This is a genomic window from Algihabitans albus, from assembly GCF_003572205.1.
Lineage (GTDB): Bacteria > Pseudomonadota > Alphaproteobacteria > Kiloniellales > DSM-21159 > Algihabitans > Algihabitans albus.
Map to the genome: position 1 here is coordinate 34,703 of NZ_QXNY01000010.1, position 25,705 is coordinate 60,407.

Consider the following 25,705-nt stretch of genomic DNA (forward strand, 5'->3'; position numbering starts at 1 on the left):
AGGAGTCTTTGACAGATGCCTATTCCCGATCCAGCCGCAGCGGAGCGCGTCGTGGTGATCGGCGCCGGCATCGGCGGACTGGCCGCAGCCATCACGGCGGCAGCACGCGGCTTGCAGGTCACGCTGGTCGAACGAGCGGAGACTCCGGGCGGCAAGATGCGGGAGGTGGCCGCCGGCGGCGCTCTGCTGGACGCCGGCCCAACGGTCTTCACGATGAAGTGGGTCTTCGACGCGCTCTTCGCGGAAGCCGGAACCAGCCTGGAAGACCACCTCGAACTGGAGCGCGCAGAAACCCTCGCCCGCCATGGCTGGACCGACGGCAGCCGTCTCGACCTCTTTGCCGATCCAGCCTGCAACGACGACGCCATCGGCGCCTTCGCCGGCGCTTCGGAGGTACCGCGCTTCCAGGCTTTCCGCCAAGACGCCAGACGGATCTTCGAGACGCTGAAGGACAGCTACATCGCCGCCCAACGTCCCGGCCCGCTGGAACTGACCCGCCGCGCCGGCATTCCGGACCTGACCGCGATCAAGCCCTTCGCCAGCCTTTGGAGCGCACTTGGCGGTTACTTCCAGGATCCGCGACTGCGTCAACTCTTCGCCCGTTACGCGACCTATTGCGGCAGTTCCCCCTTCGATGCCCCGGCGACGCTGATGCTGGTCGCGCATGTCGAACTTGAGGGGCTTTGGCGAATCAGAGGAGGGATGCATCGCCTGGCCAGAGCCATGAGCAGTCTGGCGAGCGACTGCGGCGCGCAGGTGATCTATGGATGCGAAGCCGCGGAGATCCTGGTCGAACGCGGCCGCACGAGCGGCGTCAGACTGGCGAACGGCGAGGTGCTGCCGGCGGAAAGCGTGATCTTCAACGGCGACGCGGCCGCGCTCTCGACCGGCCTCTTGGGGCGCGCGGCAGGGCGCGCCGTGCCTGGAATGCCGGTCGACAAACGCTCCCTCTCCGCCATCGTCTGGACCTTGCTGGGACGGCCGGCCGGCTTTCCGCTCCAGCATCACAACGTCTTCTTCTCCGACGCCTACCGGGCCGAATTCGATGCCGTCTTCAGACAGGATCGCCTGCCCGACGAGCCGACCGTCTACCTCTGCGCCCAAGATCGGGACGAGGATGACCGGGGCGAGGACAGGTCCCGCCCGGACGGCGACGAGCGCCTCTATCTGCTGGTCAACGCGCCGCCGCGCGGCGATCGCCATCCCCTGAATTCAGAGGAGATTGAACAATGCGCGGAGCGAGCTTTCGCCCTGCTGCGCCGCTGCGGCCTGGAGATCGAGCCACGGCCGGACACGATGCAGGCGACGACGCCGAACGACTTCCATCGGCTGTTCCCGGCGACGGGCGGAGCGCTCTACGGCCGCGCCTCGCACGGCTGGACCGCGAGCTTCCAACGGGCGGGCGCACGCTCGAAGCTGCCGGGTCTCTACCTGGCGGGGGGCAGCGTACATCCCGGTCCGGGAGTCCCGATGGCGGCACTGTCGGGCCGGCTGGCGGTGGAGCGCCTGCTGGCGGACTCGACTTCGCGACGCCGGTCGTTCCGGGCGGGTATCGCTGGTGGTATCTGGACGCGCTCAGCGACGACGGGCGCCACGGACTGACGATCATCGCCTTCGTCGGCAGCGTCTTCTCGCCCTACTACGCCTGGGCGGGACGCCGGGAGCCGGAGAACCATGTCTGCCTGAACGTCGCGCTTTACGGTCCCCGCGCGCGCTGGGCCATGACGGAACGCGGGCGCCCCGCGCTCGAACGCAGCGCAAGCCGTCTGTCCATCGGTCCCTCTGCGCTCCGTTGGGACGGCAGTGCCCTGACCGTCGAGATCGACGAGATCGCCGTTCCCCTCCCGCGCCGGGTCCGGGGCCGCGTGCGGCTGCTCCCCGAAGCCTTGACCGAACGAAGTTTCGTCCTGGACGGCAAGGAACGCCACCGCTGGTGGCCGCTTGCACCCGTCAGCCGGATCGAGGTGGAACTGGACAGTCCGGATCTCCACTGGTCCGGTCCCGCGTATCTGGACAGCAACGGCGGTGAGGAACCGCTGGAGACCGGTTTTCGCTTCTGGGCCTGGTCCCGCGCGGCGCATGACGAAGGCACGACCATCGCCTATGACGCACAACGCCGCGACGGCAGCGAGGTTTCGCTCGGCCTCGATTTCGATCGGCGCGGGGAGGTCGCGGAGATCGAACTCCCGCCCCAAACCGCCCTGCGATCCGGCCTATGGGGCGTGCGCAGGCCCGCGCGCGGCGACCGAGGAGAGGTTCGACTCGTGCGGACCTTCGAAGACGCGCCCTTCTATACCCGCTCGCAGCTCACCGGCCGGCTCTGCAGCCGCGAGGTCGAGGCGGTACACGAGAGTCTCGATCTCGACCGCTTCGCCAATCCGCTGATCAAGCTGATGCTGCCGTTTCGCATGCCGCGCAGGCCCGGATAGAGCAGGATCGCCCTAGATGGACTCGCTCTGGCGATCCCACCTAGGGCGTGACTCCTACTCTCACCATCAGGTGAGAGGGCGATGTCAGGATTGAGTCCGGCTGCCGCCGTCTCCGTCTGACGTCCGGAGTTGCTCGGCCTTCTTCTCGGCTTCGCGCTTCTGCTTGTGCTTCTTCAATTGATACAGCTCCCAGAAGCCCCACGCGAAGACCAGGCCCGGGAGCAGAATCAGCTCCAACAGCTTCAGTCCCGCGCCGCTCATGTCTCAAGCCTCCGCTTGCCGGGTGGCTGCCGGATTGAGCTGCACCATCCTGTAGTTCAGCGTGAAGGCCAGAGCGGACCAGCAAAGATAGGGGACGAGAAGCAGGGCCGCCCTGGTATCGAACTGAGCGAAGACCGCGATGTTCGCGGCGACGGCCAACCAAAGAAGGCCGGCGTCGTAGAGCGCGAGACGCATGTTCCGCAGCCCGAAGAAGGCCGCGGACCAAAAGGCGTTGAATGCGAGCTGAAGCAGATAGACGACCACGGCCAGGGCCTCGAACCCGACCTTCTGCCAGACCAGCCAGCCGGCGAAGGCGTTCATACCGTAGAGCACCATCCAGACCGGGCCGAACAGCCAGTTCGGCGGGACCCAGCTCGGCTTGCGCAAGTCCTTGTACCAAGCCCCCGGCTTGAAGAAGGCTCCGCTCATCGCCACCAGGAAATTCGCCGCGACGAAGCCCAGGAGAGCAAGGTTCACAGGGTTGGTCAGCGTCTCGATCACTGTGTGTCCAGCGTACGACTGTAAAATCGGCCAACGCTAGACTTGGGAAAGAAAGCGCTGGCTGCAAGCCATCTTACCGTTCGGGCGTGGGATTGCCGATCGGCGTCAGCCTTGACCTGCCGCCTCCACGGAGCCAGACGACGCCGCAGCCGCCGCCTGTCCCTCTCGCTCGCGCTCCTCGAGCCGCCCCAGAATCTCGAGGCCGGCTCCGATGTTCGCCCCCAGGTGCCACCAGGGGTTCTGCGCACCGACCGAACGGCGCCGCAGCGGCGCACCGGCAACGGCTTCGACAAGGTAACCCGCCTCCGCCAGGGGCGCGCAGTTCGGCGCGTTGGTCGGCGCTGCCGACGATGCCAAGGCACGCCAGAGCAAGACCTGTTGCCTGCCCCGCGCGACCACGGCGCGCGACGAGACCGAATCGTGGCCGCGGCGCGCCACCTCCCGGCCGATCTCGGCGTAAAGATAGCGGGCGGCGTAGATGCCGGGCCGGCAAGCCGCCGGCAAGCCGGCAATGCCGGGGCCGGCGCGCAGGTAGAGCCCCTCGGCTGCGGCGAGCAACCGCGCGACGATCTCGCCGATCTCCGGCTGAAAACCGGGGGCGGCCAGCCAGGTTGCAGGATCGATGCCGGCTTCGCGCAACCAGGCCTGAGGGAGATAGAGCCGACCGGCCCGCGCGTCCTCGCCGACGTCGCGCGCGATATTGGTCAACTGCATCGCGACGCCCAGGTCGCAAGCGCGGCTGACCGCCTCCGGAGACCGTGCGCCCATCAGCAGCGCCATCATCGCACCGACCGACCCGGCAACCCGTACCCCATAGGCCAAAACGTCGCTGAAAGTCTCGTAGCTGCGGCCTTGGGCGTCCCAGGCAAAACCCTCGATCAGAGCTTCCGGCAGGACATGGGGGATTGCGTAGCGCTCGATCACCTCGGTAAAGGCGCGGTCGACCGCCACGTTTTCCGGTCGGCCGTCGTAGACACGTTCCAACCGATCCCGCAGACGCGCGACCGCGGCCAGACCGCACCCCCCGGCCTGCTCGTCGACCGCATCGTCAGCCAACCGGCAGAAGGCATAGAGCGCGTAGGCCGGCTCGCGCATCCGCGCGGGTAACAGCAAAGACGCCAGATAGAAAGACTTCGACCCCTGACGGATCAGACTGCGGCAAGCGGTACGATCGGCTGCCCGCGCCAGCATGGGACGAAAGCCGGGCTCAGACCAGTGCGGCTGCATCGGGAACCACCTCATCGAGAATGCGTGCGGAGGAGAGCACGCCAGGCAAGCCCGCGCCCGGATGAGTTCCGGCACCGACAATGTAGAGGCGCTCAATATCTTCGCTGGCGTTGTGCGGCCGGAACCAGGCCGACTGGGTCAGGCGCGGCTCCATACCGAAGCCGGCGCCCTTGTAGCTCAGAAGCCGGGTCTCGAAGTCGGCCGGAGTCATCATGCGTTGGCTGATCAGCGACGCACTCAAACCCGGCAGCAACGTCGCCTCCAGGTGAGCCTCTATCTTGCGGCGGTAGGGTTCGGCCGCTTCCGCCCAATCGATTCCGCTATCCAGATGCGGTACGGGCGACAGAACGTAGAAGGCGTCACAGCCCTCCGGGGCCAGCGAGGGATCGGTCGCCGTGGGACGGTGGAGGTAAAGGCTGAAGTCGTCGCTCAGCCTCTTGTTCCGGAAGATATCGCGGATCAGGCCACGATAGCGCGGGCCGAGCAGGATCGTGTGGTGCAGCACATCCTCGTAGCGCCGGTCGGTGCCGAAGTACCAGACGAAGAGACCGTTCGAGTAGTTCGCCCGCTCCAGCTTGCGGTCGCGCCAGCGTTTCCGTGCGGCCTGCGGCAGGAGATGTTTGTAGGTCCAGGCGGTATCCGCATTGGAGACGACGAGATCGGCTGCGACGGTCTCGCCGCTCTCAAGACGCACGCCAACGGCGCGTTGGCCATCGAGCAGGATTTCCGCAACCTCCGCGTTGCAGCGGATCGCGTTGCCCTGCCCCGCGATCAGGCCCGCCAGCCCGCGCACCAGCGCGTTGGTGCCGCCCATCGCAAAATGGACGCCCCATTTGCGCTCCAGGTGATTGATCAGGGTGTAGACCGATGTAACAGCGAAGGGATTGCCCCCGATCAGCAGGGGATGAAAACTGAAGACGACGCGCAGCCTTGGGTCGCGTAGGTATTTCGCCACCATGCCGTAGACAGAGCGATGGCCGCCGAGCCGCAAGAGGTCCGGCAGAACGCGCAGCATGTCCGACACGCGCGCAAAGGGCACGTGGCCCAATTCCTCGAACCCGATGCGAAAGACCGTTTCGGTCTCCCGTTGGAAGCGTTCGTAACCCGCCACATCGCCGGGAAAGAAACGCGCAACCTCGGCTCGCATCCGCTCCGGATCGCCGCAATAGTCGAAGTGAGCGCCGTCGTGGAAGCGGATCCGATAGAAAGGATCCATCGCCTGCAGGGTAACGTCGTCGGCGAAGCGCCTGCCGCAAAGCGCCCAAAGGTCTTCGAACAGAAAGGGCGCCGTAACGATGGTCGGTCCAGCGTCGAAAACGAAGCCATCTTGACGAAAGGCGTAAGCGCGGCCTCCCGGCGCGTCGAGCTTCTCCAGCACCGTCACGCGATAACCGCGCGCGCCCAATCGCACGGCGGCCGCGAGGCCGCCGAAGCCACTGCCGATGATCACGGCGTGGGGCCGCCCGTCCCGCCCTTCGTCCGGCCTGTCGACGGGCAATGCCCCGTCGCGCCCGCTGATATCCATCGCGCGCATGACGAAAGCCTAGCAGGCCATTCGTCCAGCCGTCACTACATAAAAGACCGTCAAGTTAATTTGACAGTCGCCTCGACCGGAAGGCCGTGCTTGAGCGCGACCCGCAGCATGGCCTCGGCCGTGCCGGCAGGGTCCTCCTCATGCGCCAGGTGGCCCAAGCCCTCGAAGAGAATCAACTCCGCACCCGGCACCTGTTCGAGAATCTGACGCGCCTGATAGGGTCGAATCGCGCGATCCTCGCTCCCCACCAACAGCGCCAGCGGCACCTCCAGCTTCGGCAGCGCACGCCGCAAGGACAACAGATCCCAGCCGGCCATCATGCCCAACGCGCCGGCCACATGGACCGAGTTGCGGGCGAGACGGCCGTAGAGATCGATCCCGCGCGGCTTCAGGGTCGACCCCGTCCCGGCGATCAGACGCCGAACGCTCCGCTCATCCGCACGCGCGGAGAAGACGCGCGGGACGACCGGATTCCAGACCGCGAGTTTGACGGTCGGCGCGAACCAGGGACTGGAGGCGCCCGGATAAGGCAGCAGCGCGCCGTTGAGCGCGATCAAGGCAGCCGGCGCAATCTGGTCCTTTAGGCACATGCGCGCCAGAACGGCCGCGCCGGCCGAGTGTCCCGCGACCAGTGTGGGAGAAAGATCGAGCTGGCGTAGAAGCGCTTGCAGCCCGCGCGCCATGGCCGGCAGCGACAATCCCCGGAGCGGCGGCAGATCGGTAAAGCCGTGGCCCGGCAGATCCGGAATCACACAGGTAAAATGCCGCGCCAGCAATGGCGCCAGATCACCGAAGGAGTGGCTGGAGGCACCGGTCCCGTGCAGCAGAAGCAGCACCGGTGCCTCATCGCGCGGTGGCTCCGCTTCCAGCACCTGTACGTGCCAGCGCAGTCGTCCGGCCTGCACGAACCGGCTGGCCTTCCGGTTCGGCCAGTCGTGCCCGTCTCTCTCCCACCTCAAGCGTTCGCCGAACATCAGCTTCCGGTCCGTTCCGCCAGTTCCTCTGCCCCGCGCTTTCGCAACCGATCATCCGGATCGGAGCCAAGCCCGCCGGTATGTTACAGCAGAAGCTCAGCCCGCGAGCGTGGCGCGAACGGCCGCATCGAGTTTGCGCGCGTCGGCCTGGGGCAGCGGCAGATAGAGCGCCTCCATGACCGCGGCAAGCGAGCGTGCCTTCTCGTTGGGCCGTGCCGAGGTGTCGATCAGCAAGGCCGTCAGCCGCTGGTTCGCCAGCCGGCGGGCGGCGGCCTCGGCATCCTCCCGGGCCTGGGGGCGGCCCGGTTGGCCGTCGCGGGCGATGTTGGCCTGGCCGTCGGTCAAGAAGACAAGCAACGGCGTAATGCCTCGCCGCAGCAGATCGATGCCGAGCCCGGCGGCCGCATCGATCCCCGCCGCCAAGGGCGTTCCGCCGCCGCCTGGCAAGGCGGCCAACGCGCGCTTGGTGCGGACCAACGAACGGGTCGGCGGCAGCAAGAGCTCGGCCGTGCTGCCGCGAAAGGCGAGCAGTGCGACCTGATCCCGGCGCACGTAGCAGTCGGCCAGCAGCAGCTCCACGGCCCCCTTGGCTTCGGCGAGGCGATTGAAGGCGGTCGACCCGGAGGCATCCACCGCGAAGATCGTCGCCGTCTCGCTCCTCTGCTTGAAGCGCGTGACCCGGAAGTCCTCGGCTCGGATCGCGATCCGGGCGCCGGTCTGCCCCGTCGTACCGGGCCGCCGCAGCCGCTGCCAGGGGGCCGCGGCCCGCAGAGTCTCCACCAGATTCAACCGGACACCCGGCCTGGGCCGTCCGGCATGCGCGCCGATCGGCCGCCCCCGGCGCAACGAGAGCTTGGCGACACCCGCCGTACCGGCCGTCTGCGTTCCGCGCGGACCCTGACCGGCCAGCTTGAGCTTATCGAGCAGCCCTCTGGAAATCGCCGCCGCCGCGGCCTCCAGCACCCTGTCGGATAGATCGGGTTCGCTGCTTTCGCCGGCATCGCTGTCGTCACGAGGCTCCTCGGGCGAGGGCTCGGACTCGCTCGGCGGCGTCTCCTCCTCGGGCTCGTTCGGCTGAGCCGACATCGGCACCCGCGTCGCTCTCGGGGCCAGCACGAGCGCGGCGGCCGTTTCAACATCGGCGTCCTCGACCTCAGTCCGGCCGCTCAGGGCAGCGAGAGCGCAGGCCGCACGCAGAGCCCTGAGCGGCGCGCGCAAAGAGGCGATGCCCAAGGCGACGGCAGTTCCGCACAGCGCTTCGAGAGTCCCTTCGCCGACCTCGACCCGAGACAGGAGCGCGCGCGCAGCCGCCACCTTTTCGGCATCCAGCGGCAGCTCGACCAGGTCGCGCAGCGAGAGCCGCTCGAGATCCAGAAAGAGACCCAGGCGCTCGGTCAGCACGACGGGCGGAGCTTCGTCCGCCAATCCCTCGTCCTCCGCCACGACGCCGAAACGCGCCGGTAGCCGGGCCGCCAGGCCGTCGCGCTCGACGGCCACCTCGCCGCTGTCCAGGGTCAAGGCAATTCGCGCCGCCGCGGCGGGCGACAACCGCTCGGCCATGGCCAGGACCAGCACGCCACCGTCTGCCTCGGCCAGCAAGCCCTTCTCGGCAACCGGCTTGCCGCTGCGCAAGGTCGCCGTCAGGTCCAACCCACCGATCAGGCGGTCGTCGGAGATACCGGCCGGCACCCGCCGGACCGGCAAATCAGCCGGCAGCAAGGCCTTCAGCAGCGCCGTCCAGCGCGTGCGAACGGGGCCGACCTGGGCGCGCAGCACGACTCCCCCGAGGCCTCTCGGATCGATTGCGAAAACCGCCGCCGCCAGCCCGGCGGTCCGCCAGGCCCGCAGTCCGGGAGGCGGATCTTCGGACGGAGGAGCGACGGCCGAGTCAGGCATAACGGAGTCAGGCAGCGAAGACCTCCCCCAAGGCCCGCTCCACCCTCACTCCGGAACCGGCCTCGTCCAGAGGATCACGGCGCAGGCGGTGGCGAAGCGCGGAGGGCGCGATACGTCGCAAATGATCGTCCGAAACGGCCGCCTTGCCCTCCAGAGCAGCCAACGCCCGCGCTGCCCGCACCAGGGTAAGTTCGCCCCGCAAGCCGTCTGTTCCGAGCGACACGCAGAGCGTCGCCGCCCGGCGATAGGCCGCCTCCGACACCTCGACGCCCTTCAGCTTCTTGCGCGCCGAGAGGAGACGGCGGCGCAGTTTGTCGCTGTCCTTCGCCCAGACTTCGCAGAAGGCGGCGGGATCGCGCTCGAAGTTGTCGCGACGGCGAACGACCTCGATCCGCGTGTCCAGGTCCTCCGGGGTGGTGACTTCGACGGAGAGACCGAAGCGGTCGAGCAGCTGCGGGCGCAGTTCGCCTTCTTCGGGGTTCCCCGAGCCGATCAGCACGAAGCGGGCCGGATGCCGAACCGACAGGCCTTCCCGCTCGACCAGATTCTCGCCGGAGGCCGCAACATCCAGCAGGAGATCGACGATGTGGTCTTCCAGGAGATTGACCTCGTCGATATAGAGAAAGCCCCGGTTGGCCCGCGCCAGCAAACCGGGCTCGAAGGCCTTCTCGCCGTGGGTCAAGGCCCGTTCCAGGTTGAGCGCGCCGACCACGCGATCTTCAGTGACGCCGAGAGGCAGATCGACGACAGGGACCGGCACCTTGGCCACCTTCGGCTTGAGGTGCTCATGACCGTGCGCCGGGTCCGCAGGCTCGCACACGGGGCAAAGCCCCTGCGGCGTTGCCGGGTCGCAGCCATAGGGACAGCCGAGTATCACCTGCTGCTCCGGCAGGAGGGCCGCCAGCGCCCTGATCGTCGTCGACTTGCCGGTTCCCCGGTCGCCGAACACCAGAACGCCGCCGATACCGGGGTCGACGGCGGAAATCAGCAAGGCCTGCCGCATCTCCTCCTGCCCGACGATCGCCGGAAAGGGGAAAGCGAGCCGCTTCGCCGCAGAACTCATGCGTCGGGCTCCCCGGTTGTCGGCCAACTGCCCATGCTGTTTTCCCTGCCCCGTCTCTCGATCATCGGCACAACCGCAAACCTATACTTTCTGCCTTTGCTTACCAACCTCACGTTCTCGAGGCCGCGACGGCCCAGAATCGAACTGGCGACAGGAAGTGCTTCAGACCCGCAGTTTCCGGCGGATGTAGTCCTCCAGGCAGCGCACGGCATCGGAGGTCGCGTTGGGCGCACGGTAGAGAATGAGTTCGACGCTCGGCAGGTTGGGCAGGCCTTCGGCACGTCCGACCTCCCGGACGTCGGCCGTGACGGTGCTGCGCGCGACAACGGAGACGGCGAGACCGGACATGACGGCGGCGTAGAGGCCGCCGATGCTCGCGCTCTCGCAGACGACCTTCCACTGCCGCCCCGACCTCTCGAGCGCGTCGAGCGCCATGGTCCGATAGAGGTTTCCCGCCGGTAACATCGCCAGAGGCAGGGGACTGCGGGCGGTGGCGTCGAGGCCCAGGCCGGAGATCCAGACGAGTTGCTCGTCGCGCACCCGGCTGCCGCCCGCCATCGAGGGTTGGCGTGTGACCAGCGCGATATCGATCTCGCCGCGCCCCAGGTCGTCGAGCAGGACGTGACTGAGGCGGCAGCGCAGCTCGATCTGCACTTCGGGAAAGGCCCGGCCGAACTCTCCGAGCACCGAGGGAAGAAGGTAGGCGGCATAGAGGTCCGGCGTGCCCAGGCGGACGGTGCCGACCACCGGCGGCCGGTCCAGGCGTGCCTTCATCTCGTCCTGCATGCGCAGAATGCCCCGCGCATAGCCGAGCGCCACTTCGCCGGTCGCCGTGAGCATCAGGCGGCGGCCCTGCCGCTCGAAGAGTTTGCAGGCGAGGTGTCCCTCCAGCTTCCGCAGATGCTGACTGACCGCCGACTGGGTCAGGGAAAGCTGCCGTGCCGCCGCCGTCGCCCCCCCATGATCGACCACGGCGATCAGCGTGCGCAGCAGGACCGGATCGACATCGTAACGCATCACATAACAGTTCCTAATGAAATACAGTTCGAAACATCATTTCCGCTTCTGTATCCATTCGACTAGCGTTTTCTGCCTCGGCGCGCGCAATCGGACGTGAGTGAACCAGATGTCTCAACCCCAATCGGCCTCCGATCGAACAGGCGGACGCAGTGCCTGGGTCCGCAGCGATATCGCCTTGGACCGCGTGACGCTTCCCGTCGACGCCAAGGTTCGCGAGGAGATGCTGGCCGTCGTCGCGCATCTCCGGCACCGTCCGCTGCCGACGATCCTGCTCTCGCCGTCGGTTTTCGAGCTGCCGGCCAGTCGCCGCCTTGCCGCGGAGATCCAGCGCCTGCTGGACGGGGGGCCGCGCTTCTGTCTGGTCGACCGGCTGCCGGTCGAGGAGATGACCTCCGACGAAGCCAAGGCCTGCTATTGGCTGCTGTCCTCGCTGGTCTGCCGGCCGGTCGCCCAGAAGCTCGACGGCACCATGATCTACGACGTCCGGGATACGGGCCTGAAGGCGGATCCCGGCTCCGGTGTCCGGCCGGACAAGACCAACATCGACCTGACCTTCCACAACGATAACGCCTACAACGCGCGAATGCCGGAGGTGGTCGGACTGCTCTGCCTGAAGACCGCACGCAGCGGCGGCCGCAGCCGGGTGATGAGCTTCCAGACCGCGCACCGGGCGCTGCTCGAGCGCGCACCTCAGGTCGTGCCGCGCCTCTACGAACCCTTCTGGTTCGACCGGCAGCGCGAACACCGTGATGACGAGGATCCGACTTTCGCCGCGCCGATCTTCGTGGATGCGGCGGGAGAAGTTCAGGCCAGGCTGGGTCTGCATCAGGTCCGCAACGCCTATGCCATGCGCGGCGAGGAATTGGATTCGGAGGGGCGGCAGGCCATCGACGCCCTTCAGCAGGTCTTCGCGGATCCCGACCTGCAGTTCGACTTCGCCATGGAGGCGGGCCAGGTGCAGTTCGTCCACAACCTGACCGTCGGTCACAGCCGTACCCAGTTCGAAGATTTCGAAGCGCCGGAGCGCCGCCGGCATCTCGTCAGGCTCTGGCTCCGCGACAGCGGAGACAGGTCCTACCCCGGGTGAGAGCGAGTATGACGGTGGTGCCGCGCGAAGCGACCGGCCAGGCCGACTCCGGCCTGCTCACGATCCAAGGTGTGTCGAAGCACTTCGGGGGCGTGACCGCCGTCGACAACTGCTCGCTCTCCATCGAAGCCGGAACGATTACGGCCATCATCGGACCGAACGGGGCCGGCAAGTCGACCCTGATGAACCTGATCGGCGGCCTTTACAGGCCGGACAGCGGCCGGATCCTGTTCGATGGCGAGGACGTGACTGCCCTGCCGCCCTATCGGCGGGCCAAGCGCGGCCTGATGCGCACCTTTCAGATCTCGCGCGAACTGGCCCAGCTCACGGTCTTCGAGAACGTCCTGCTGGCCGGTCAGCCGGTCGAGATCGAGAGCCCTTTCGCCGCCTTCCTGATGCCCCGGACGGTCCGGCGCGAGGAACGCCGGCTCGCCCGGCGCGCAGAGGAGCTGCTCGAGCGCGTCGGCCTGTTCCGGCTGGCCGACATGCCGGCGGCCGGGCTCTCGGGCGGCCAGAAGAAGCTGCTCGAACTCGTGCGAGCCCTGATGCTCGAGCCGAAACTGATCCTGCTCGACGAGCCGGCGGCGGGCGTCAGTCCGCCGATGGTCCGGGAATTGGCGCGGACGATCCGCGAGCTGCGCGACGAGGGACTGACCATCGGCCTGGTCGAACACGACATGGAGTTGGTGGCCGAGCTGGCCGATCGCGTCGACGTCCTCGCGGAAGGCCGCAACCTGACCGGCGGTTCCTTTCAGGAGGTAACGCGGGACGCGCGGGTGGTCGAAGCCTATCTGGGAGGCGTCGCGTGACGCCGGCCGTCTCCGCATCCGCTTCGTCCGCGCTCATAGCGCCGCTTTCGGTCCGCGATCTGCGAGTCGGCTACGGCGCCGGCGACATTCTGAAGGGTGTGAGCTTCGAGGTGCCGCCGGGCGCGATCTTCACGATCGTCGGGCCGAACGGCTCCGGCAAATCCACGCTGATCAAGGCGGTCGCAGGTCTCGTGCCCGCGCGGGAGGGTGCGGTTCATCTGCTCGGAAGCGACATCACACGATTGCCCGCCAACCAGAGGGTGAACAACGGCCTGGCCTACGTTCCGCAGGAGCACAACGTCTTCCGCAACATGACGGTCGGCGAGAATCTCAAGCTCGCGACCGAGTTCCTGGACGCTACCCGCGTCGCGACGAAAACGCAGCGTGACAAGGTGCTGGAGATGTTTCCGGACGTGGCCGAACGGCTGCAGTTGCAGGCCGGGAACCTCAGCGGCGGACAGCGTCAGATGCTGGCCTTCGCCTGCGCCCTGATGGCGAACCCGGAGCTGCTCTTGCTGGACGAGCCCTCCGCGGGGTTGTCGCCCAAGTTCGTGGAGCAGATCTTCGCCGCCGTGCGAACGGTGCGCGACTCAGGCGTTACCATCTTCATGATCGAGCAGAACGTGGCGGCCTCCCTGCCCTTCTCGGACACGGCCCTGGTGCTGGTCGCCGGCGAAGTGCGGCTGGTCACGGCGGCCGACCGCCTGCTCGCCGACCACGACCTGCACCAACTCTACCTGGGCCGCGCGGCATGATCGCTCAGCTCGCCATCAACGGCCTGATCACCGGCATGATCATCGCCCTGCCGGCGGTCGCGCTGACCCTGATCTTCTCGATCCTGAAGTTCCCCAACTTCGCGATCGGCGGCATGCTGACGGCCGGAGCCTACCTGGCCTGGGCTTTCAACACGCTCGCCGGTCTACCGCTGCTGGCCGCGGCCTTCGCAGCCATCCTCGCCTTCTCGGCGATCATGGTGGCGAGCGACAAACTGGTCTTCCGACCACTGCGCGACCGTGGTCCGATCACGCTCCTGGTCGCCTCGATGGGCCTCTCCTTCATCCTCGAGAACGTCTGCCGCCTGTTCTTCGGCAATCTCGCCCGCAACTTCGATATCCCGATCGAACGGCCCTACCGTATCGCCGGTCTGCGGATCAACCCGGAGCAGATCACCACCGCGATCGTCACCTTGCTGGCCATGGCGGCGGTCTACCTGCTGCTGCGTCACAGTCCCCTCGGCCGCGCCATGCGCGCCGTCGCCGACAACCCCTCGCTGGCAGCCGCGCGCGGCATCGATCGCGACCGCACGATCATGTGGACCTGGATCCTGGCCGCGAGCCTGACCGTCATCGCCGGCGTGCTGGTCGGCATGGACCGCGCGATCGATCCGATGATGGGCTGGAGCTACATCATCACCATCTTCGCGGCGGCGATTCTCGGCGGGTTGGGCAGCCCGGTGGGGGCCGTTCTGGGGGCGCTTGCGGTCGGCCTGGTGCAGGAACTCTCCGTGCTCGTCATCGAGTCCCAATATCGACAGGCCGTCAGCTTCGTCGCCATCGCACTGCTGCTTCTCTTCCGTCCGCAGGGACTACTGGGCCAAGTGAGGATCGCGCGGTGATCGCCTACCTCGTCACCATCCTCACCCTCGTCAGCATCGCCGCCATTCTCGCGCTCGCCCTCAATCTGCAGTGGGGCCTCTGCGGCATGGTCAATTTCGGTATCGTCGGCTTTTTCGCCCTCGGCGCCTACACCGCCGCGCTGCTGGCCATGGCCGGGGTCGGCCCCGTGGCGGCGACCTTCGGCGCGATCGCGATCTGCGCCGCGGCAGGTGCCCTGGTCGCGCTGCTGTCGCTCAGACTGGCCGAGGAGTACCTCGCCATCGTCACCTTGGGATTCGGCGAAATCGTCCGCCTTGTCTCGCTGAACGAGGCCTGGCTGACCGGCGGCGCGCTGGGCCTGCCGGGCATTCCCCGCCCCTTCTTCGATCTCGTTCCCGCCGGGTCCTACGAAGTCTATTTCCTCGGACTCTGCCTTCTGGTGCTGTTCGGCGTTTTCCTCGGTCTCGAGCGCCTGACGCGCTCGCCGTTCGGGCGCCTGGTGCGCTCGGTGCGCGAGGACAGCGTCGTGGCCGCGACATTGGGCAAGAACGTGGTGCGCACCCGTGTGATCGCCTTCGCCATCGGCAGCGGTGTCACCGCGATCGCCGGTGCCCTGCACGCCTTCTTCTTCAGCTACATCGACCCCAGCCAGTTCACCCCGATCGTCTCCGCCTATGCCTTCATGGCGGTGATCGCCGGAGGCCGCGGCAGCAATCGCGGCATCCTGCTCGGCGCCTGTACGGTCATGGTGCTGCTGGAGGGCAGCCGCTTCCTGAAGGACTTCGTCGAGGTTCTCGATTCCGATCAGCTCGCCGCAGTGCGCCTGATCCTGATCGGACTCGGCCTCATCCTCTTCCTGATCTTCTACCCGCAGGGCTTCGGCCGGGAGCCGCGCCTGAGCGCCGGCCGCCTGCTCGACAGGCCGGACGCCCCGCATCCCACCTTGCCACAACCTGGAGACCAGAATGGCCCGCGTCAGTCCCGTCCCATCGTCCGCGCTGCCGCCCCGGATCGCTGAAATCTTCGAGGCCTACGCCGGCACCTACGGCCCCTTTCGCAATCAGGTCGAGGTAATGGCGCACGTGCCGGCGGCCGTCGAGCATATCCCGGCGCTGCTGATGGATCTGAAGCGCGAGAAAGCCGTGCCCTGGCGTTACATCGAGTTGGCGATCGTCGTCGTCTCCAAGCTGAACGACTGCGAGTACTGCGTTGCGCATCATGCCCCCGTCCTGGAGGTCGAGGGCGTTTCGCAGGCCGGCATCGCGCGCATCCTGGACTACGACGACCACCCCGAACTGGATGAGGCCGATCGGGTCGTCATCGAATACGCGATCCAGGTCACCCAGACGCCCCAGCGGATCCGCGACCGCATGTTCGAGCGGCTGCGCGCGCACTTCACCGAAGCGCAGATCGTCGAGTTGACCCTGCGCATCGCCCTTTGCGGCTTCTTCAACCGCTTCAACGACGCGCTGATGATCCAAATGGAGACCGAAGCCGAACAGGCCTGACCATTGCCACGAACCTGACCACGCGACGAACACGAGCCCGCAAAGATCGGGCCGAGGGAGAGCACTTCAAAGAAAACAGAGTTTCACGAGGAGACAGGAAAGATGTCCAAGACCGAACGATCCACCCGAACCTCCATCACCCGGCGCCGGGCGCTTCAGGGCATGGGCGCCCTGGCCGGAGCCGCCGTGGCAGCGCCCTGGGTCCGCCCGGCCGCCGCCAACGAGCCGATCCCCATAGGCATGGTCATTCCCTTCACCGGCGCGACCGGCGCCTACGGTCCGGAAATGGAGAAGGCCGCGCGTCTCGTGGCCAAGCAGATCAACGACGCGGGCGGCCTGCTCGGCGGCCGGCAGATCGAACTTATCATCGAGGACTCGGAGAGCATTCCGACCGCCGGCGTTGCGGCCACGAAGAAACTGCTTGAGGTGAACCGGGTCGAGGCGATCATCGGCTATTGGGGCAGCCCGATCGCGATGGCCTCCAAGCAGCTGATCCTCGACGCCGGCAAGGTCATGATGGTCTCCTGCGCCGCCGACGCCGTGACCCAGGAGCCGCACGGAGGGCACATCTGGCGCTTCCAGGCCAAGAGCACGCAATGGGGACCTGCCGGCGCGAAGATCATGCAGCAGAACGGCCAGAACAGAGTGGCCGTGCTGGCGCAGCAAAATCCCTTCGTCATCTCGATGGTCGAGCCCTTCCGTGCAGAGATCGAGCGCAACGGCGGCGAGATCGTCAAGGAGGTGGTCTACAACCCCGATCAGCCGTCGTATCGCGCCGAGGTCGAAGAGGTCTTCGCCATGGAGCCGGACGGCGTGTTCATCCCCGGCCTGCTGACCGACTTCAGCTCTATCGTGAAGGAGTACTACCGCGCCGGCTTCACCACGCCGATCACCTCCCTCTCGATCGCCGCTGACGCCAACGGCAAGTTCCTGGAGAACGTCGGCGCGGAAATCGCCGAAGGCGTGCATCACTTTCAGCCGGCGCCGCCGATCGACAGCGAAAATTACAAGCGTTTCCTCACGGAGATGGGCGAGTCCGCGGATACGGTCTTCCTCTTCGCCGGAAATGCCTACGACCAGATGTCGATGACGGCACTGGCGATCGAGAAGGCAGGCAACGCTGACGGCAAGGTCTGGACGAAAGAGGTGATGGGTCTCGCAAACCCTGGCGGCGTGAAGACCATGGATCCGATCGAAGCGCTGGATCTGCTGCGTGCGGGCGAGGACATCGACTTCATCGGCGCCGGATCGGACTGCGACTTCGACGATCAGGGCGACCAGGTGAACCGCCACTTCCTCCATCGCGTGATCCGCGACGGCGAGAACGTGAAGGTTCAGGTCATCACCTGACCTGGCGCCGGCACTTGAGAGGTCGCCCCTTCCCAGACAAAGCCTCGGGGAGGCCCGGTTAGAGCGAATTTCACGCCTCGAGACGGAGTCGACGGTCAACTCCGTCTCGAAGCGATCCTGCTCTCACCATCAGTTGAGAGGGCGATCCGCGTCTCAGGCGGAAGCGAAGCGCTTCCGCCTGAGACGATCGCGCTCTAGCCGACGCTTAGTCGCAGGCGTCGTTGGTCACCAGACGCAGGTCGACGAAGACGTCGACCTGCGCGTCCGGAGGCCCATCGGCGATGATCTCGCTGGCGATCTCCATCGCCTGCGCGCCCAATTGGTCGGGCTGCTGGGCGACGGTGGCCCCCATGCGGCACTCCTCCACCGCCCCGACCGCGTCATCGGTCGCGTCGAAACCGACCACCAGGATGTCGCGGCCCGAGGACTCGACGGCCTGCAGGGCGCCCAGTGCCATCTCGTCGTTATGGGCGAAGAGGGCATCGATCTCCGGCTGGGCGACGAGGATGTTCTCCATCACCGACAACCCTTCGGCCCGGTTGAAATTGGCGGTCTGGCGGGCCACCACTTCGACGTCCGGGCAGCTCTCGGCGATGGCCTCGTTGAAGCCGGCGCCGCGGTCGCGGGTGGCCGACACGCCGGGAATGCCTTCGAGCTCGACGACACTGCCCTCGGAGCCGATCTGCTCGCAGATGAAGGTTCCCGCCAGCACACCGCCGGCGGCATTGTCGGAGACCACGAAAGAGGCCAGCTCGACGGAGTTGACGCCTCGGTCGACGGCCACGACCGGGATGCCGGCTTCGATCGCGCCGCGCACGGCCGGCATGACGGCGTCGGAATCGGTCGGATTGACGATCAGCACCTGCACGTCGCGGGTCACCAGGTCCTCAATGTCCGAGACCTGCTTCGAGACGCTGTCCTGGGCGTCCACCACCACCAGGTCGAGGCCGAGTCTGCCGGCAGCTTCCTGGGCACCGTCGCGCAGGGTGACGAAGAAGGGGTTGTTCAGGGTCGACACCGACAAACCGATGGTGCCGTCTTCGGCCAGGGCCGGGCTGGCCATCAGGCCGATGACAGCCGTCAACATGAGCTTACGCACAGGCAGTCCTCCTCATTTGCTTCGTTGATCGCAACACTTCACTCAAGCGAGTCCGGCGGTCCAGGGTTCAGCGGCGCTTCGCTACGATGCGCTCGATCAGCAGGGCGGCCAGAATCACGCCGCCCTTGACGATCTGCTGGTAGAAGGACGGGACGTCCAGCAGGTTCATCCCGTTGTTGATGACGCCGATGATCAGGGCGCCGACCAGCGTTCCGAAGACGCCGCCGCGGCCACCGAACAGCGATGTGCCGCCAACCACGACGGCGGCGATGGCGTCCAGTTCGAAGGCCACGCCGGCCGACGGCTGGCCGGAGTTGACCCGCGAGGTCAGGATGATCGCCGCCAGCGCCGCGGCAAAACCGCAAAAGGCGTAAGTGAAGAGCTTGACCCGCCGCACCGGAATGCCGGACAGCCGGGCCGCTTCCTCGTTGCCGCCGATGGCGTAGATCGACCGGCCCAGCGAGGTGTGCCGCAGCAGGAAGTAGGAGACAGCCAAGAAGATCAGCATGATCCAGATCGGCGTCGGCAGCCACAGGATCTCGCCGTTACCGATCTGGTATATCGCCTCCGGCATGCCACTGATCGGGCGTCCTTCGGTGTAGGCCAAGGCGCCGCCGCGAAACATCGTCAGACCGGCCAGGGTGACGATAAAGGGGGCAATGCCGGCATAGGCCACGAAGGCGCCGTTCCAGAGGCCAAGCAGGGTGCCGATCAGCAGCATGGCGCCCATCGCCAGCCAGGGATACGCCAGCTGCAGGAAGGTCGGCTCCAGGCCTCGTTCGGGAACACCGAGAACCGCGATGCTGGCGCCGATCACGCCGGTCAGCGCCACCAGCGATCCAACCGACAGGTCGATGCCGCGACCGATGATCACCACGGTCATGCCGAAGGCGATGATGGCGTTGATCGAGATCTGCCGCAGGATATTGACGATGTTGTTCCAGCTCAGAAACCGGTCGGACATCACCGACAAGACAACGATCAGCGCCAGCAGCGCCAGCACCAGTCCGAACCGGGCCAACAGGGTGCCCCAGTCGAACAGCGGCCGGGGCGTTCCGCCCCCCGATCCGTTGCGCTCTTTATTGGGCCCCTGTGACATGGGCAACCACCTCCTCATGCGCGACCGGGGCGACCAGTTCGGTCGCGACGCGCCCTTCGCGGAAAACCAGAATGCGGTCGGAAAGACCGACGAGTTCTTCGGTGTCGCTGGATGAAACCAGGATGCCGAGTCCCTGGGATGCCAAGGACTGGATCACGTCGTACAGTTCGGCCCGGGCGCCGATGTCGACGCCGCGGGTCGGTTCGTCCAGCAGAAGCACCTTCGGCCGCGTGGCCAGGGCTTTGCCGACCACCACCTTCTGCTGGTTTCCGCCGGACAGTTCGCCGACGATCTTCATTGGGTCGGGCGGTCGCAAGGACAAACGCTCGATCCAGGTGCGGGCTTCCTCCTGCTCGCGGCGCGGCGACAGGAGGCCGTGTCTCGACACCTTCTTCAGGACCGCCAGGGTCAGGTTGTGGCGGACGGACATTCCCAGAACCAGACCCTGGCTCTTGCGGTCCGAGGGCACCAGCACGATCCCGCGGCCGATCGCATCGTGCGGCGACCGGATCGGCCGGCCGTCCCAGTCCGCCTCGCCCTCCAGCCCGAACAGCGCCGCCGGCACACGGCTGCGCCCGGAGCCGATGACACCGGCCAGACCGACAACCTCGCCGGCTGCCAAACAAATCTCGTTGGCCTCCAACCCATCAGCCTGAAATCGGAAGGTTCCCACCGGCTGCCCGCCGGTCCTGCGGCTGACCTGCTCCTGGGCGCGGACGGCACGGCCGACCATCATCTGGACGACCTGTTCCGGGGTGGCGTCGGACACGGAGACCGAGCCGACCAGCGCGCCGTCGCGCAGCACCGTCACTCGGTCGGCGATCCGGAAGATCTCTTCCAGCCGGTGGGAAATGTAGACCACGGCCACGCCGCTGCGCTGCACCCGCTCGATGAGCTGGAACAGCCGTTCCGTCTCATGGGCCGACAAGGCCGCCGTGGGTTCGTCCAGCACCAGGATGCGGCCCTCGCGCGCCAGGGCTCCGGCAATCTCGACAAGCTGCTGCTCACCGATACTCAGTCGCTCCACCTCGACCGCCGGATCGATATCCAGCTCGATATCGCGCAGCAGCGCCGCGGCGCGGACCCGCAGATCCCGGTGGCTGAGGACCGGCGGCAGGTCGCCCAGAAACAGGTTTTCCGCAACGCTGAGGCTGGGGACCAGGGCCAGTTCCTGATACACCATGACGATGCCGCGCGCCCGGGCATCGGCGACGTTCGACAGGGTTACCGGCTCACCGGCGACCGTCATCGTGCCGCCGTCGCGCCGCTCGACACCGGACACGATCTTCATCAGCGTCGACTTGCCGGCACCGTTCTCACCGACCAGGGCGTGAAGCTGGCCTTCTTCCAGCGTGAAATCGACGCCCTTGAGCGCTTGGAAAGACCCAAAGTTCTTCGTAATCCCCCGCATCTCCAGAAGCGGCATCAGGCGCTCCGCCCGGCGAGGAAGGCATCGATCTCGGCGCGTTTCGGTATCGCCGGCTGGGCACCGATTCGGGTGGCCGCGAGCGCGCCGGCGGCGTTCCCGAACCGCACCGCGTCGGGCAGCGCCAACCCCTCCCCCAATGCCACCGACAAGGCGCCGGTAAAGGAGTCTCCCGCCCCTGTCGTATCGACAGCCTCGACAGCAAAACCGGGGACACGACCCAGAGCGCGGCGCTCGGCCCAACAGGCGCCGGCCGCGCCCAGAGTCAGCACGACGGCTGGAACCCGTGCCGCGAGATTTTCGACGGCGATCTCAGGGTCGTCGGCGACGGCTTCGGCGGTAACTCCGGTCAGCAGCGCCGCTTCGCTTTCATTGACCAGCAGCAGATCGATATCGGCCAGGTGTCGTGGCTCCAGGGATTGTGCCGGGGCCAGATTGAGGGCGGTCCGCGCCCCCGCCGCCCGACCCATCCGCGCCGCCGCCATCACCGTTTCCAGCGGCGTTTCCAGTTGCAGCAGGACCGCCGATGCGCCCTCGAAAACTGTTCTGTCCAGATCGTCGGGGGTCAAACGATGGTTGGCACCGGGGGACACGACGATGGTGTTCCGGGCGTTCCGGTCGACGGTGATGACGGCCACGCCGCTGGGACCCGGAACGGCAGTCACCGGGTCGACCTCGATCCGCTCGCTGGCGAGACGATCGCGAAGGACCGGCCCGAAGGCGTCGTTGCCGACCCGGCCGACCATGCTGACACTGCCGCCGGCCCGGGCGGCGGCAACCGCCTGATTGGCGCCCTTGCCGCCGGAATACTGTGCCAGATCGCCGCCGAGAAGGGTTTCCCCCGGTTCGGGAAACCGAGGAACGCGGACAACCAGATCCATGTTGATGCTGCCGACAACGACGATCACGCGGAACCCTCTGCGCCACACGACCTGACCCTGCCGGCCGAAATCCGGGCCAACCGGGAAACAGTCAACGGCGTATTCGGCTGGGACTCGACTCAGACGGCGAAAACCTAGCCCTGGCTCCATCTGCCGTCAAACGGCTGCGTGCGACTTGTCCGTGACCGGAACCGGGGCCCATCCAGGCCAGCCGCCGTGATCCCACGCCTAACCAAGCTGTCGCCGTTTCACGGCGAACGGCGAGCGTCGGTCCCTCGTCTCGACGGGAGGTGGTGCGGGGGGTGACAGGCTTTTTCGGTCCGGTCCGCCGTTATGAACAACCCGGACCCCACGACCGACTAGGAACGCGAACAGATCTTAGGGTGAAGGCTGTGCCGCCGCCTCATTGGCTGACCTGCCGCCACCAAGTCGAAGTGGCGTCCCCAACGGGACTCGAACCCGTGTCTTCAGCGTGAAAGGCTGATGTCCTAGGCCACTAGACGATGGGGACGTTGCTTGTGGCACAGCGCGGCTCGACCGCGCTCAAGCCCCGTGACTTACTCAGCCGAGACGGGGATTGCAAGCTCATCTTGGCGATACCAGACGGTACCGGATGCCGCAGGCCGGGCCGCCCGAGCGGTCCTCGGCATCTGCTCTACCGCAGGCTGGCTTCCCGGGGCTTGCGCGATGGGTGGACCGGCGATCTCGCGCAGCAGCTTCTGCTTTATCGCGCGGGAGAAATCCTGGTAGTCGGTCGCCGACAAGAGGAAGGCACCAGACCCGCCGATCACGTTCGTCTTGAAGTAGTGATCGACGCTGGGGTCCTCGTTGAGGATCGCCAACCCGTTGACGGTGACGCCCTCGACAATCGCGGCGTCTCGCATCTGGCTGGTCTGAATTCCCTGATTCGTGCGCCCGTCGCCGGAGACATCGATCACCCGGCGCAGCCCTTCGTAGGCATTGAAGGTCAAGAGATTGACCGAGAATTCGATGGCGTTTCCGATCGCCGTCGAACCGCCCGAAATGAAGCGCGGCGTCACCGCCAGTTCATCGGCGAACTCCAACGACGAACTCGGGCTGTAGATATGCATCCAATCGGTCGCCAGGACCTGGCGGTCGCGGCCCGACCACTGCACGAGCGAGACAGCGATTCCCCTCTCCCCCGCCGCCTGAATGGCGCCCTGCACTTCCGGGTCGCGAAAGGCGTCGGCCAAACCCTGCATCTGCAGATCGAATTCCCAGGAGGTGACCGAGGAAGAAGCGTCGACGGCGAGCACCAATTCCAGTTCGACGATCTCGCTGGCCTTCACAGGCAAAGCGGTTATCGCAAGCGCGGCAGCCAGACCTAGGGTGCGGATCATGCAGGTCACGCAGCAAGTATAGGCCGTTGCGAGCGGAGAGAAAGCCTCACGGACCCGTCCGACCGCCAAGCCCCGTCGTCACATGATGAAACGGAAATCAGAGAGGATTAGAAAATATTTTTTATCAATTTCATAGAGATTTTTCCTGATCTAGAATATGAAGTCTTTCGACGATCGTAGCGGGCGGCAGGAGCGCACCTGGCGCCACCACGGCATTGGCCCCGATTCGCGTTCCGTCGCCCACGATGGCGCCAAACTTCCGGATCGGCAGTTCGTGCAGCTTCGACCCTACGCGAACGGCGATTCGCCCGCTGGATCGCTCGTTCCGGCAGTTGGCCAGAAGGCTTCCCGCCTCCAGGTTGACGTTTCGCCCGACCAAGGAATCGCCGACGAAATTGAAGTGGGCGAGTGCAGTCCCGGCGAAAAGGAACGAAGACTTCACCTCGGCACCCGGCCCTACCACACATCGGCAGTCGATCCAGACACCGCCACGCAGATAGGCGCCGCTGGCGACGAAGCTTTCCGCCCCGACAATGCAGGGCCCTTTGAGCGTGACCCCCGCCTCTACCTCCGCCGAACGATGAACCGCCACTTCTCCATCGATGCGGTAAACGTCGGCCGAGAGCGTTTCGAGGAGACTGCGAGTCACCGTCGCCGCGGACGCGGTCAGAGACCAGGGCTCCGCCTCGCGCCAAGTCCTTAGGGCCGTGTCGGCCAGCCCGCCGATGAAGGCATCGATTCGGACCAAGGCCGGCATGAGTGGCGACCCTTTCCCTCAGGCGAAGGCCGCGTCGTCGACGACGAACTGCACCGCGTCGGGGCCAGTCCAGGTATCGGCGCGCAGCTTACCGGCGAAGTGCAGCGGACGACCGCGCGTCTGGACCAGGGCGGAGCCGAGGTCGCTCTCGAAGGCACGGAAGCAGATGGCCTTCAGGCTGCCGCCCTCGGCCCCCTGCAGACGCAGACGCAAATGGCTCTCGCCGACCGGCCGGGCATCGACCGCCCGCACCGCCGAAAGCGCGAAACGCGGCTCCGGATTACCCTGGCCGAAGGGCGCGCAGCGTTCGAGCTGCGCCAGCAGGTCGGCATTGGCGGCCCCCGCCGCCAGCACGCCGTCGCAACCCAGCGCCGGCCGCCATCCGGTCTCGGCCATACGGCGCGCCAAACGCTCGTTCAGGAAGTCGCTCAGGGCGCCCACCTGGGCCTCCGCCACCGTCAGACCCGCTGCCATCGCGTGCCCGCCGCCGTCGATCACGAGGCCCTCCTGCCGGGCCGCAATCACCGCAGCACCCAAATCGACCTTCGGTACCGAACGTGCGGAGCCTTTGCCGAAACCGGCATCGTCCAAGGCGATGACCAGAGCGGGTCGGTCGTAGCGTTCCTTCAGGCGGCCCGCCACGATCCCGATCACGCCGGGGTGCCAGCCATGCCCCGCAGCCAGCGTCAGACCGTCCCGGCGCGGGCTGCGCTCCACCTGCTCGATCGCCTGGTCGAGCACCTGACGTTCGATTTCCTGGCGCTGGCGGTTGAAGCCGTCCAGTTCCGCGGCGAGCGCGGCAGCCTCCGATGGTTGCGCGCAGGTCAGCAAGCGGGCGCCCAGATCGGCCCGCCCGACGCGACCGCCGGCGTTGAGCCTCGGCCCGAGCAGGAAGCCGGCGTGGTAGGTTCCCGGCGGTCCATCCATCCGCGCCACCTCCGCCAAGGCCGCCAGCCCCGGATTGTCGCGCTGGCGCAGAACCTTGAGGCCCTGTGCGACGAAAGCGCGATTGAGGCCGGTCAGAGGCACCACGTCGCAAACCGTGCCGAGCGCCACCAGGTCGAGCAGATCCAGCAGCCGCGGTTCCGGCCGCTCGGCATACCACCCGGCCTCGCGCAGGGTGCGATTGACCGCAACCGCGAGCAGGAAGGTTACGCCCACAGCAGCCAACTGACCCAAACCGCTGACGTCGTCCAGCCGATTGGGGTTCACCACGGCGTAGGCCGGTGGCAAGGCCGGCTCCGCGACATGGTGGTCGCAGACGACGATATCGAGCCCCGCGTCCGCCGCCTGGGTCAGTGCAGCATGGGCCGTCGTGCCGCAGTCGACCGTCACGCAGACACCGACTCCTTCCGCCTTCAGACGAAGCAATGCGGGCGCATTGGGTCCATAGCCCTCGGAGAGGCGATCCGGAATATAGATCCGCGTGCGAATGCCGAGCGCCGCGAAGAAGCGCTGCAGCAAGGCCGAGGAGGTGGCGCCGTCCACGTCGTAATCGCCGAAGACGCCGATGGTCTCGCCCTTTTGAACCGCCACGGCCAGGCGTGCAGCGGCCTTGTCCATGTCGGCCAGACGCGAAGGGTCGGTCAGTTGGTCCCGCAGGGACGGTTCGAGATAGAGCCCGGCATACTCCAGATCGATATCGCGGTTGGCCAGCACGCGGGCCACGATCTCGGGAAGGTCCAGCCGTTGGGCCAGGGTCAGGGCCAGCCGGGCGTCGCCGCCCCGCTGCTCCCAGCGCTTACCGCTCAGAGAGTCGGATACGCCGAGCAGGCAGGCCCGGCCCGGGCCGGAGGTGCTTGCAACCAGGCCGCTGTCCGGAGCCATC

At 66.9% G+C, this 25,705-nt stretch carries 24 protein-coding genes and 1 tRNA gene; 9 read left to right on the forward strand and 16 right to left on the reverse strand.

Features of this window, described 5'->3' with window-relative positions; genetic code table 11:
- The first annotated feature begins 15 nt into the window (after positions 1-15).
- A complete protein-coding gene (gene crtD / locus DBZ32_RS20640; protein ID WP_119169157.1) occupies positions 16-1,602 on the forward strand; it encodes a 1-hydroxycarotenoid 3,4-desaturase CrtD in 1,587 nt (528 codons plus the stop codon).
- Between the two features lie 119 nt (positions 1,603-1,721).
- A complete protein-coding gene (locus DBZ32_RS20645) occupies positions 1,722-2,429 on the forward strand; it encodes a carotenoid 1,2-hydratase (protein WP_235830291.1) in 708 nt (235 codons plus the stop codon).
- 84 nt (positions 2,430-2,513) lie between these two features.
- Here the strand turns inward: DBZ32_RS20645 and DBZ32_RS22220 are convergent, their stop codons facing one another.
- The 8 genes from DBZ32_RS22220 to DBZ32_RS20680 form a co-directional block, all read right to left on the reverse strand.
- On the reverse strand, positions 2,514-2,690 hold the full coding sequence (locus tag DBZ32_RS22220) for a hypothetical protein (RefSeq protein WP_162906890.1): 177 nt from the start codon (positions 2,688-2,690) through the stop codon (positions 2,514-2,516).
- A 3-nt stretch (positions 2,691-2,693) separates the two neighbouring features.
- Positions 2,694-3,191, reverse strand: a complete 498-nt coding sequence (locus tag DBZ32_RS20650; protein WP_235830292.1) for a TspO/MBR family protein — start codon at positions 3,189-3,191, stop codon at positions 2,694-2,696.
- A gap of 105 nt (positions 3,192-3,296) precedes the next feature.
- Complete coding sequence (locus DBZ32_RS20655) at positions 3,297-4,382, reverse strand: phytoene/squalene synthase family protein (RefSeq protein WP_119169158.1); 1,086 nt, start codon at positions 4,380-4,382, stop codon at positions 3,297-3,299.
- A gap of 16 nt (positions 4,383-4,398) precedes the next feature.
- On the reverse strand, positions 4,399-5,952 hold the full coding sequence (locus DBZ32_RS20660) for a phytoene desaturase (protein WP_456236570.1): 1,554 nt from the start codon (positions 5,950-5,952) through the stop codon (positions 4,399-4,401).
- A gap of 50 nt (positions 5,953-6,002) precedes the next feature.
- Positions 6,003-6,926 (reverse strand): alpha/beta fold hydrolase BchO, encoded by a 924-nt coding sequence (gene bchO, locus DBZ32_RS20665; protein WP_119169159.1) that lies wholly within the window; start codon positions 6,924-6,926, stop codon positions 6,003-6,005.
- Positions 6,927-7,022: 96 nt separating this feature from the next.
- Positions 7,023-8,822: a magnesium chelatase subunit D gene (locus DBZ32_RS20670; protein WP_119169160.1), complete on the reverse strand. Its 1,800-nt coding sequence runs from the start codon at positions 8,820-8,822 to the stop codon at positions 7,023-7,025.
- A 7-nt stretch (positions 8,823-8,829) separates the two neighbouring features.
- Positions 8,830-9,885 carry a magnesium chelatase ATPase subunit I gene (bchI, locus tag DBZ32_RS20675; RefSeq protein WP_119169161.1) on the reverse strand — a complete coding sequence of 352 codons (1,056 nt, stop codon included), beginning with the start codon at positions 9,883-9,885 and terminating at the stop codon, positions 8,830-8,832.
- A gap of 162 nt (positions 9,886-10,047) precedes the next feature.
- Positions 10,048-10,902, reverse strand: a complete 855-nt coding sequence (locus DBZ32_RS20680; protein ID WP_119169162.1) for a LysR substrate-binding domain-containing protein — start codon at positions 10,900-10,902, stop codon at positions 10,048-10,050.
- Between the two features lie 109 nt (positions 10,903-11,011).
- Between DBZ32_RS20680 and DBZ32_RS20685 the strand changes: the two genes are divergently transcribed.
- From DBZ32_RS20685 to DBZ32_RS20715, 7 genes are all read left to right on the forward strand, one after another.
- Positions 11,012-11,992, forward strand: a complete 981-nt coding sequence (locus DBZ32_RS20685) for a TauD/TfdA family dioxygenase (RefSeq protein WP_119169163.1) — start codon at positions 11,012-11,014, stop codon at positions 11,990-11,992.
- An 8-nt stretch (positions 11,993-12,000) separates the two neighbouring features.
- On the forward strand, positions 12,001-12,801 hold the full coding sequence (locus DBZ32_RS20690; protein WP_119169164.1) for an ABC transporter ATP-binding protein: 801 nt from the start codon (positions 12,001-12,003) through the stop codon (positions 12,799-12,801).
- A complete protein-coding gene (locus tag DBZ32_RS20695; protein ID WP_208539351.1) occupies positions 12,798-13,556 on the forward strand; it encodes an ABC transporter ATP-binding protein in 759 nt (252 codons plus the stop codon). The genes DBZ32_RS20690 and DBZ32_RS20695 overlap by 4 nt, the downstream gene beginning before the upstream one ends.
- Positions 13,553-14,416, forward strand: a complete 864-nt coding sequence (locus tag DBZ32_RS20700; protein WP_208539352.1) for a branched-chain amino acid ABC transporter permease — start codon at positions 13,553-13,555, stop codon at positions 14,414-14,416. The genes DBZ32_RS20695 and DBZ32_RS20700 overlap by 4 nt, the downstream gene beginning before the upstream one ends.
- On the forward strand, positions 14,413-15,414 hold the full coding sequence (locus tag DBZ32_RS20705) for a branched-chain amino acid ABC transporter permease (RefSeq protein ID WP_119169165.1): 1,002 nt from the start codon (positions 14,413-14,415) through the stop codon (positions 15,412-15,414). The genes DBZ32_RS20700 and DBZ32_RS20705 overlap by 4 nt, the downstream gene beginning before the upstream one ends.
- Positions 15,362-15,904 carry a carboxymuconolactone decarboxylase family protein gene (locus DBZ32_RS20710; RefSeq protein WP_119169166.1) on the forward strand — a complete coding sequence of 181 codons (543 nt, stop codon included), beginning with the start codon at positions 15,362-15,364 and terminating at the stop codon, positions 15,902-15,904. Before DBZ32_RS20705 ends, DBZ32_RS20710 begins: the two co-directional genes overlap by 53 nt.
- Positions 15,905-16,006: 102 nt before the next feature.
- The gene (locus DBZ32_RS20715) at positions 16,007-17,254 is read left to right on the forward strand and encodes an ABC transporter substrate-binding protein (protein WP_119169167.1); all 1,248 of its coding nucleotides are present in this window, start codon (positions 16,007-16,009) and stop codon (positions 17,252-17,254) included.
- Between the two features lie 205 nt (positions 17,255-17,459).
- Here DBZ32_RS20715 and DBZ32_RS20720 read toward each other — a convergent pair whose 3' ends face one another.
- From DBZ32_RS20720 to recJ, 8 genes are all read right to left on the reverse strand, one after another.
- Positions 17,460-18,353: a D-ribose ABC transporter substrate-binding protein gene (locus DBZ32_RS20720; RefSeq protein ID WP_208539353.1), complete on the reverse strand. Its 894-nt coding sequence runs from the start codon at positions 18,351-18,353 to the stop codon at positions 17,460-17,462.
- A 67-nt stretch (positions 18,354-18,420) separates the two neighbouring features.
- Positions 18,421-19,452, reverse strand: coding sequence for an ABC transporter permease (locus DBZ32_RS20725; protein WP_119169169.1), 1,032 nt, complete (start codon positions 19,450-19,452; stop codon positions 18,421-18,423).
- The gene (locus DBZ32_RS20730) at positions 19,433-20,878 is read right to left on the reverse strand and encodes a sugar ABC transporter ATP-binding protein (RefSeq protein ID WP_119169170.1); all 1,446 of its coding nucleotides are present in this window, start codon (positions 20,876-20,878) and stop codon (positions 19,433-19,435) included. Before DBZ32_RS20730 ends, DBZ32_RS20725 begins: the two co-directional genes overlap by 20 nt.
- Complete coding sequence (gene rbsK, locus DBZ32_RS20735; RefSeq protein WP_235830293.1) at positions 20,878-21,786, reverse strand: ribokinase; 909 nt, start codon at positions 21,784-21,786, stop codon at positions 20,878-20,880. Before rbsK ends, DBZ32_RS20730 begins: the two co-directional genes overlap by 1 nt.
- 408 nt (positions 21,787-22,194) lie before the next feature.
- Positions 22,195-22,270, reverse strand: a tRNA-Glu gene (locus DBZ32_RS20740).
- A gap of 46 nt (positions 22,271-22,316) precedes the next feature.
- On the reverse strand, positions 22,317-23,120 hold the full coding sequence (locus tag DBZ32_RS20745) for a DUF1194 domain-containing protein (RefSeq protein WP_162906891.1): 804 nt from the start codon (positions 23,118-23,120) through the stop codon (positions 22,317-22,319).
- Positions 23,121-23,250: 130 nt separating this feature from the next.
- The gene (locus tag DBZ32_RS20750) at positions 23,251-23,877 is read right to left on the reverse strand and encodes an LbetaH domain-containing protein (RefSeq protein ID WP_119169173.1); all 627 of its coding nucleotides are present in this window, start codon (positions 23,875-23,877) and stop codon (positions 23,251-23,253) included.
- Between the two features lie 18 nt (positions 23,878-23,895).
- Positions 23,896-25,704, reverse strand: coding sequence for a single-stranded-DNA-specific exonuclease RecJ (gene recJ, locus DBZ32_RS20755; RefSeq protein ID WP_119169174.1), 1,809 nt, complete (start codon positions 25,702-25,704; stop codon positions 23,896-23,898).
- Position 25,705 lies beyond the last annotated feature (1 nt).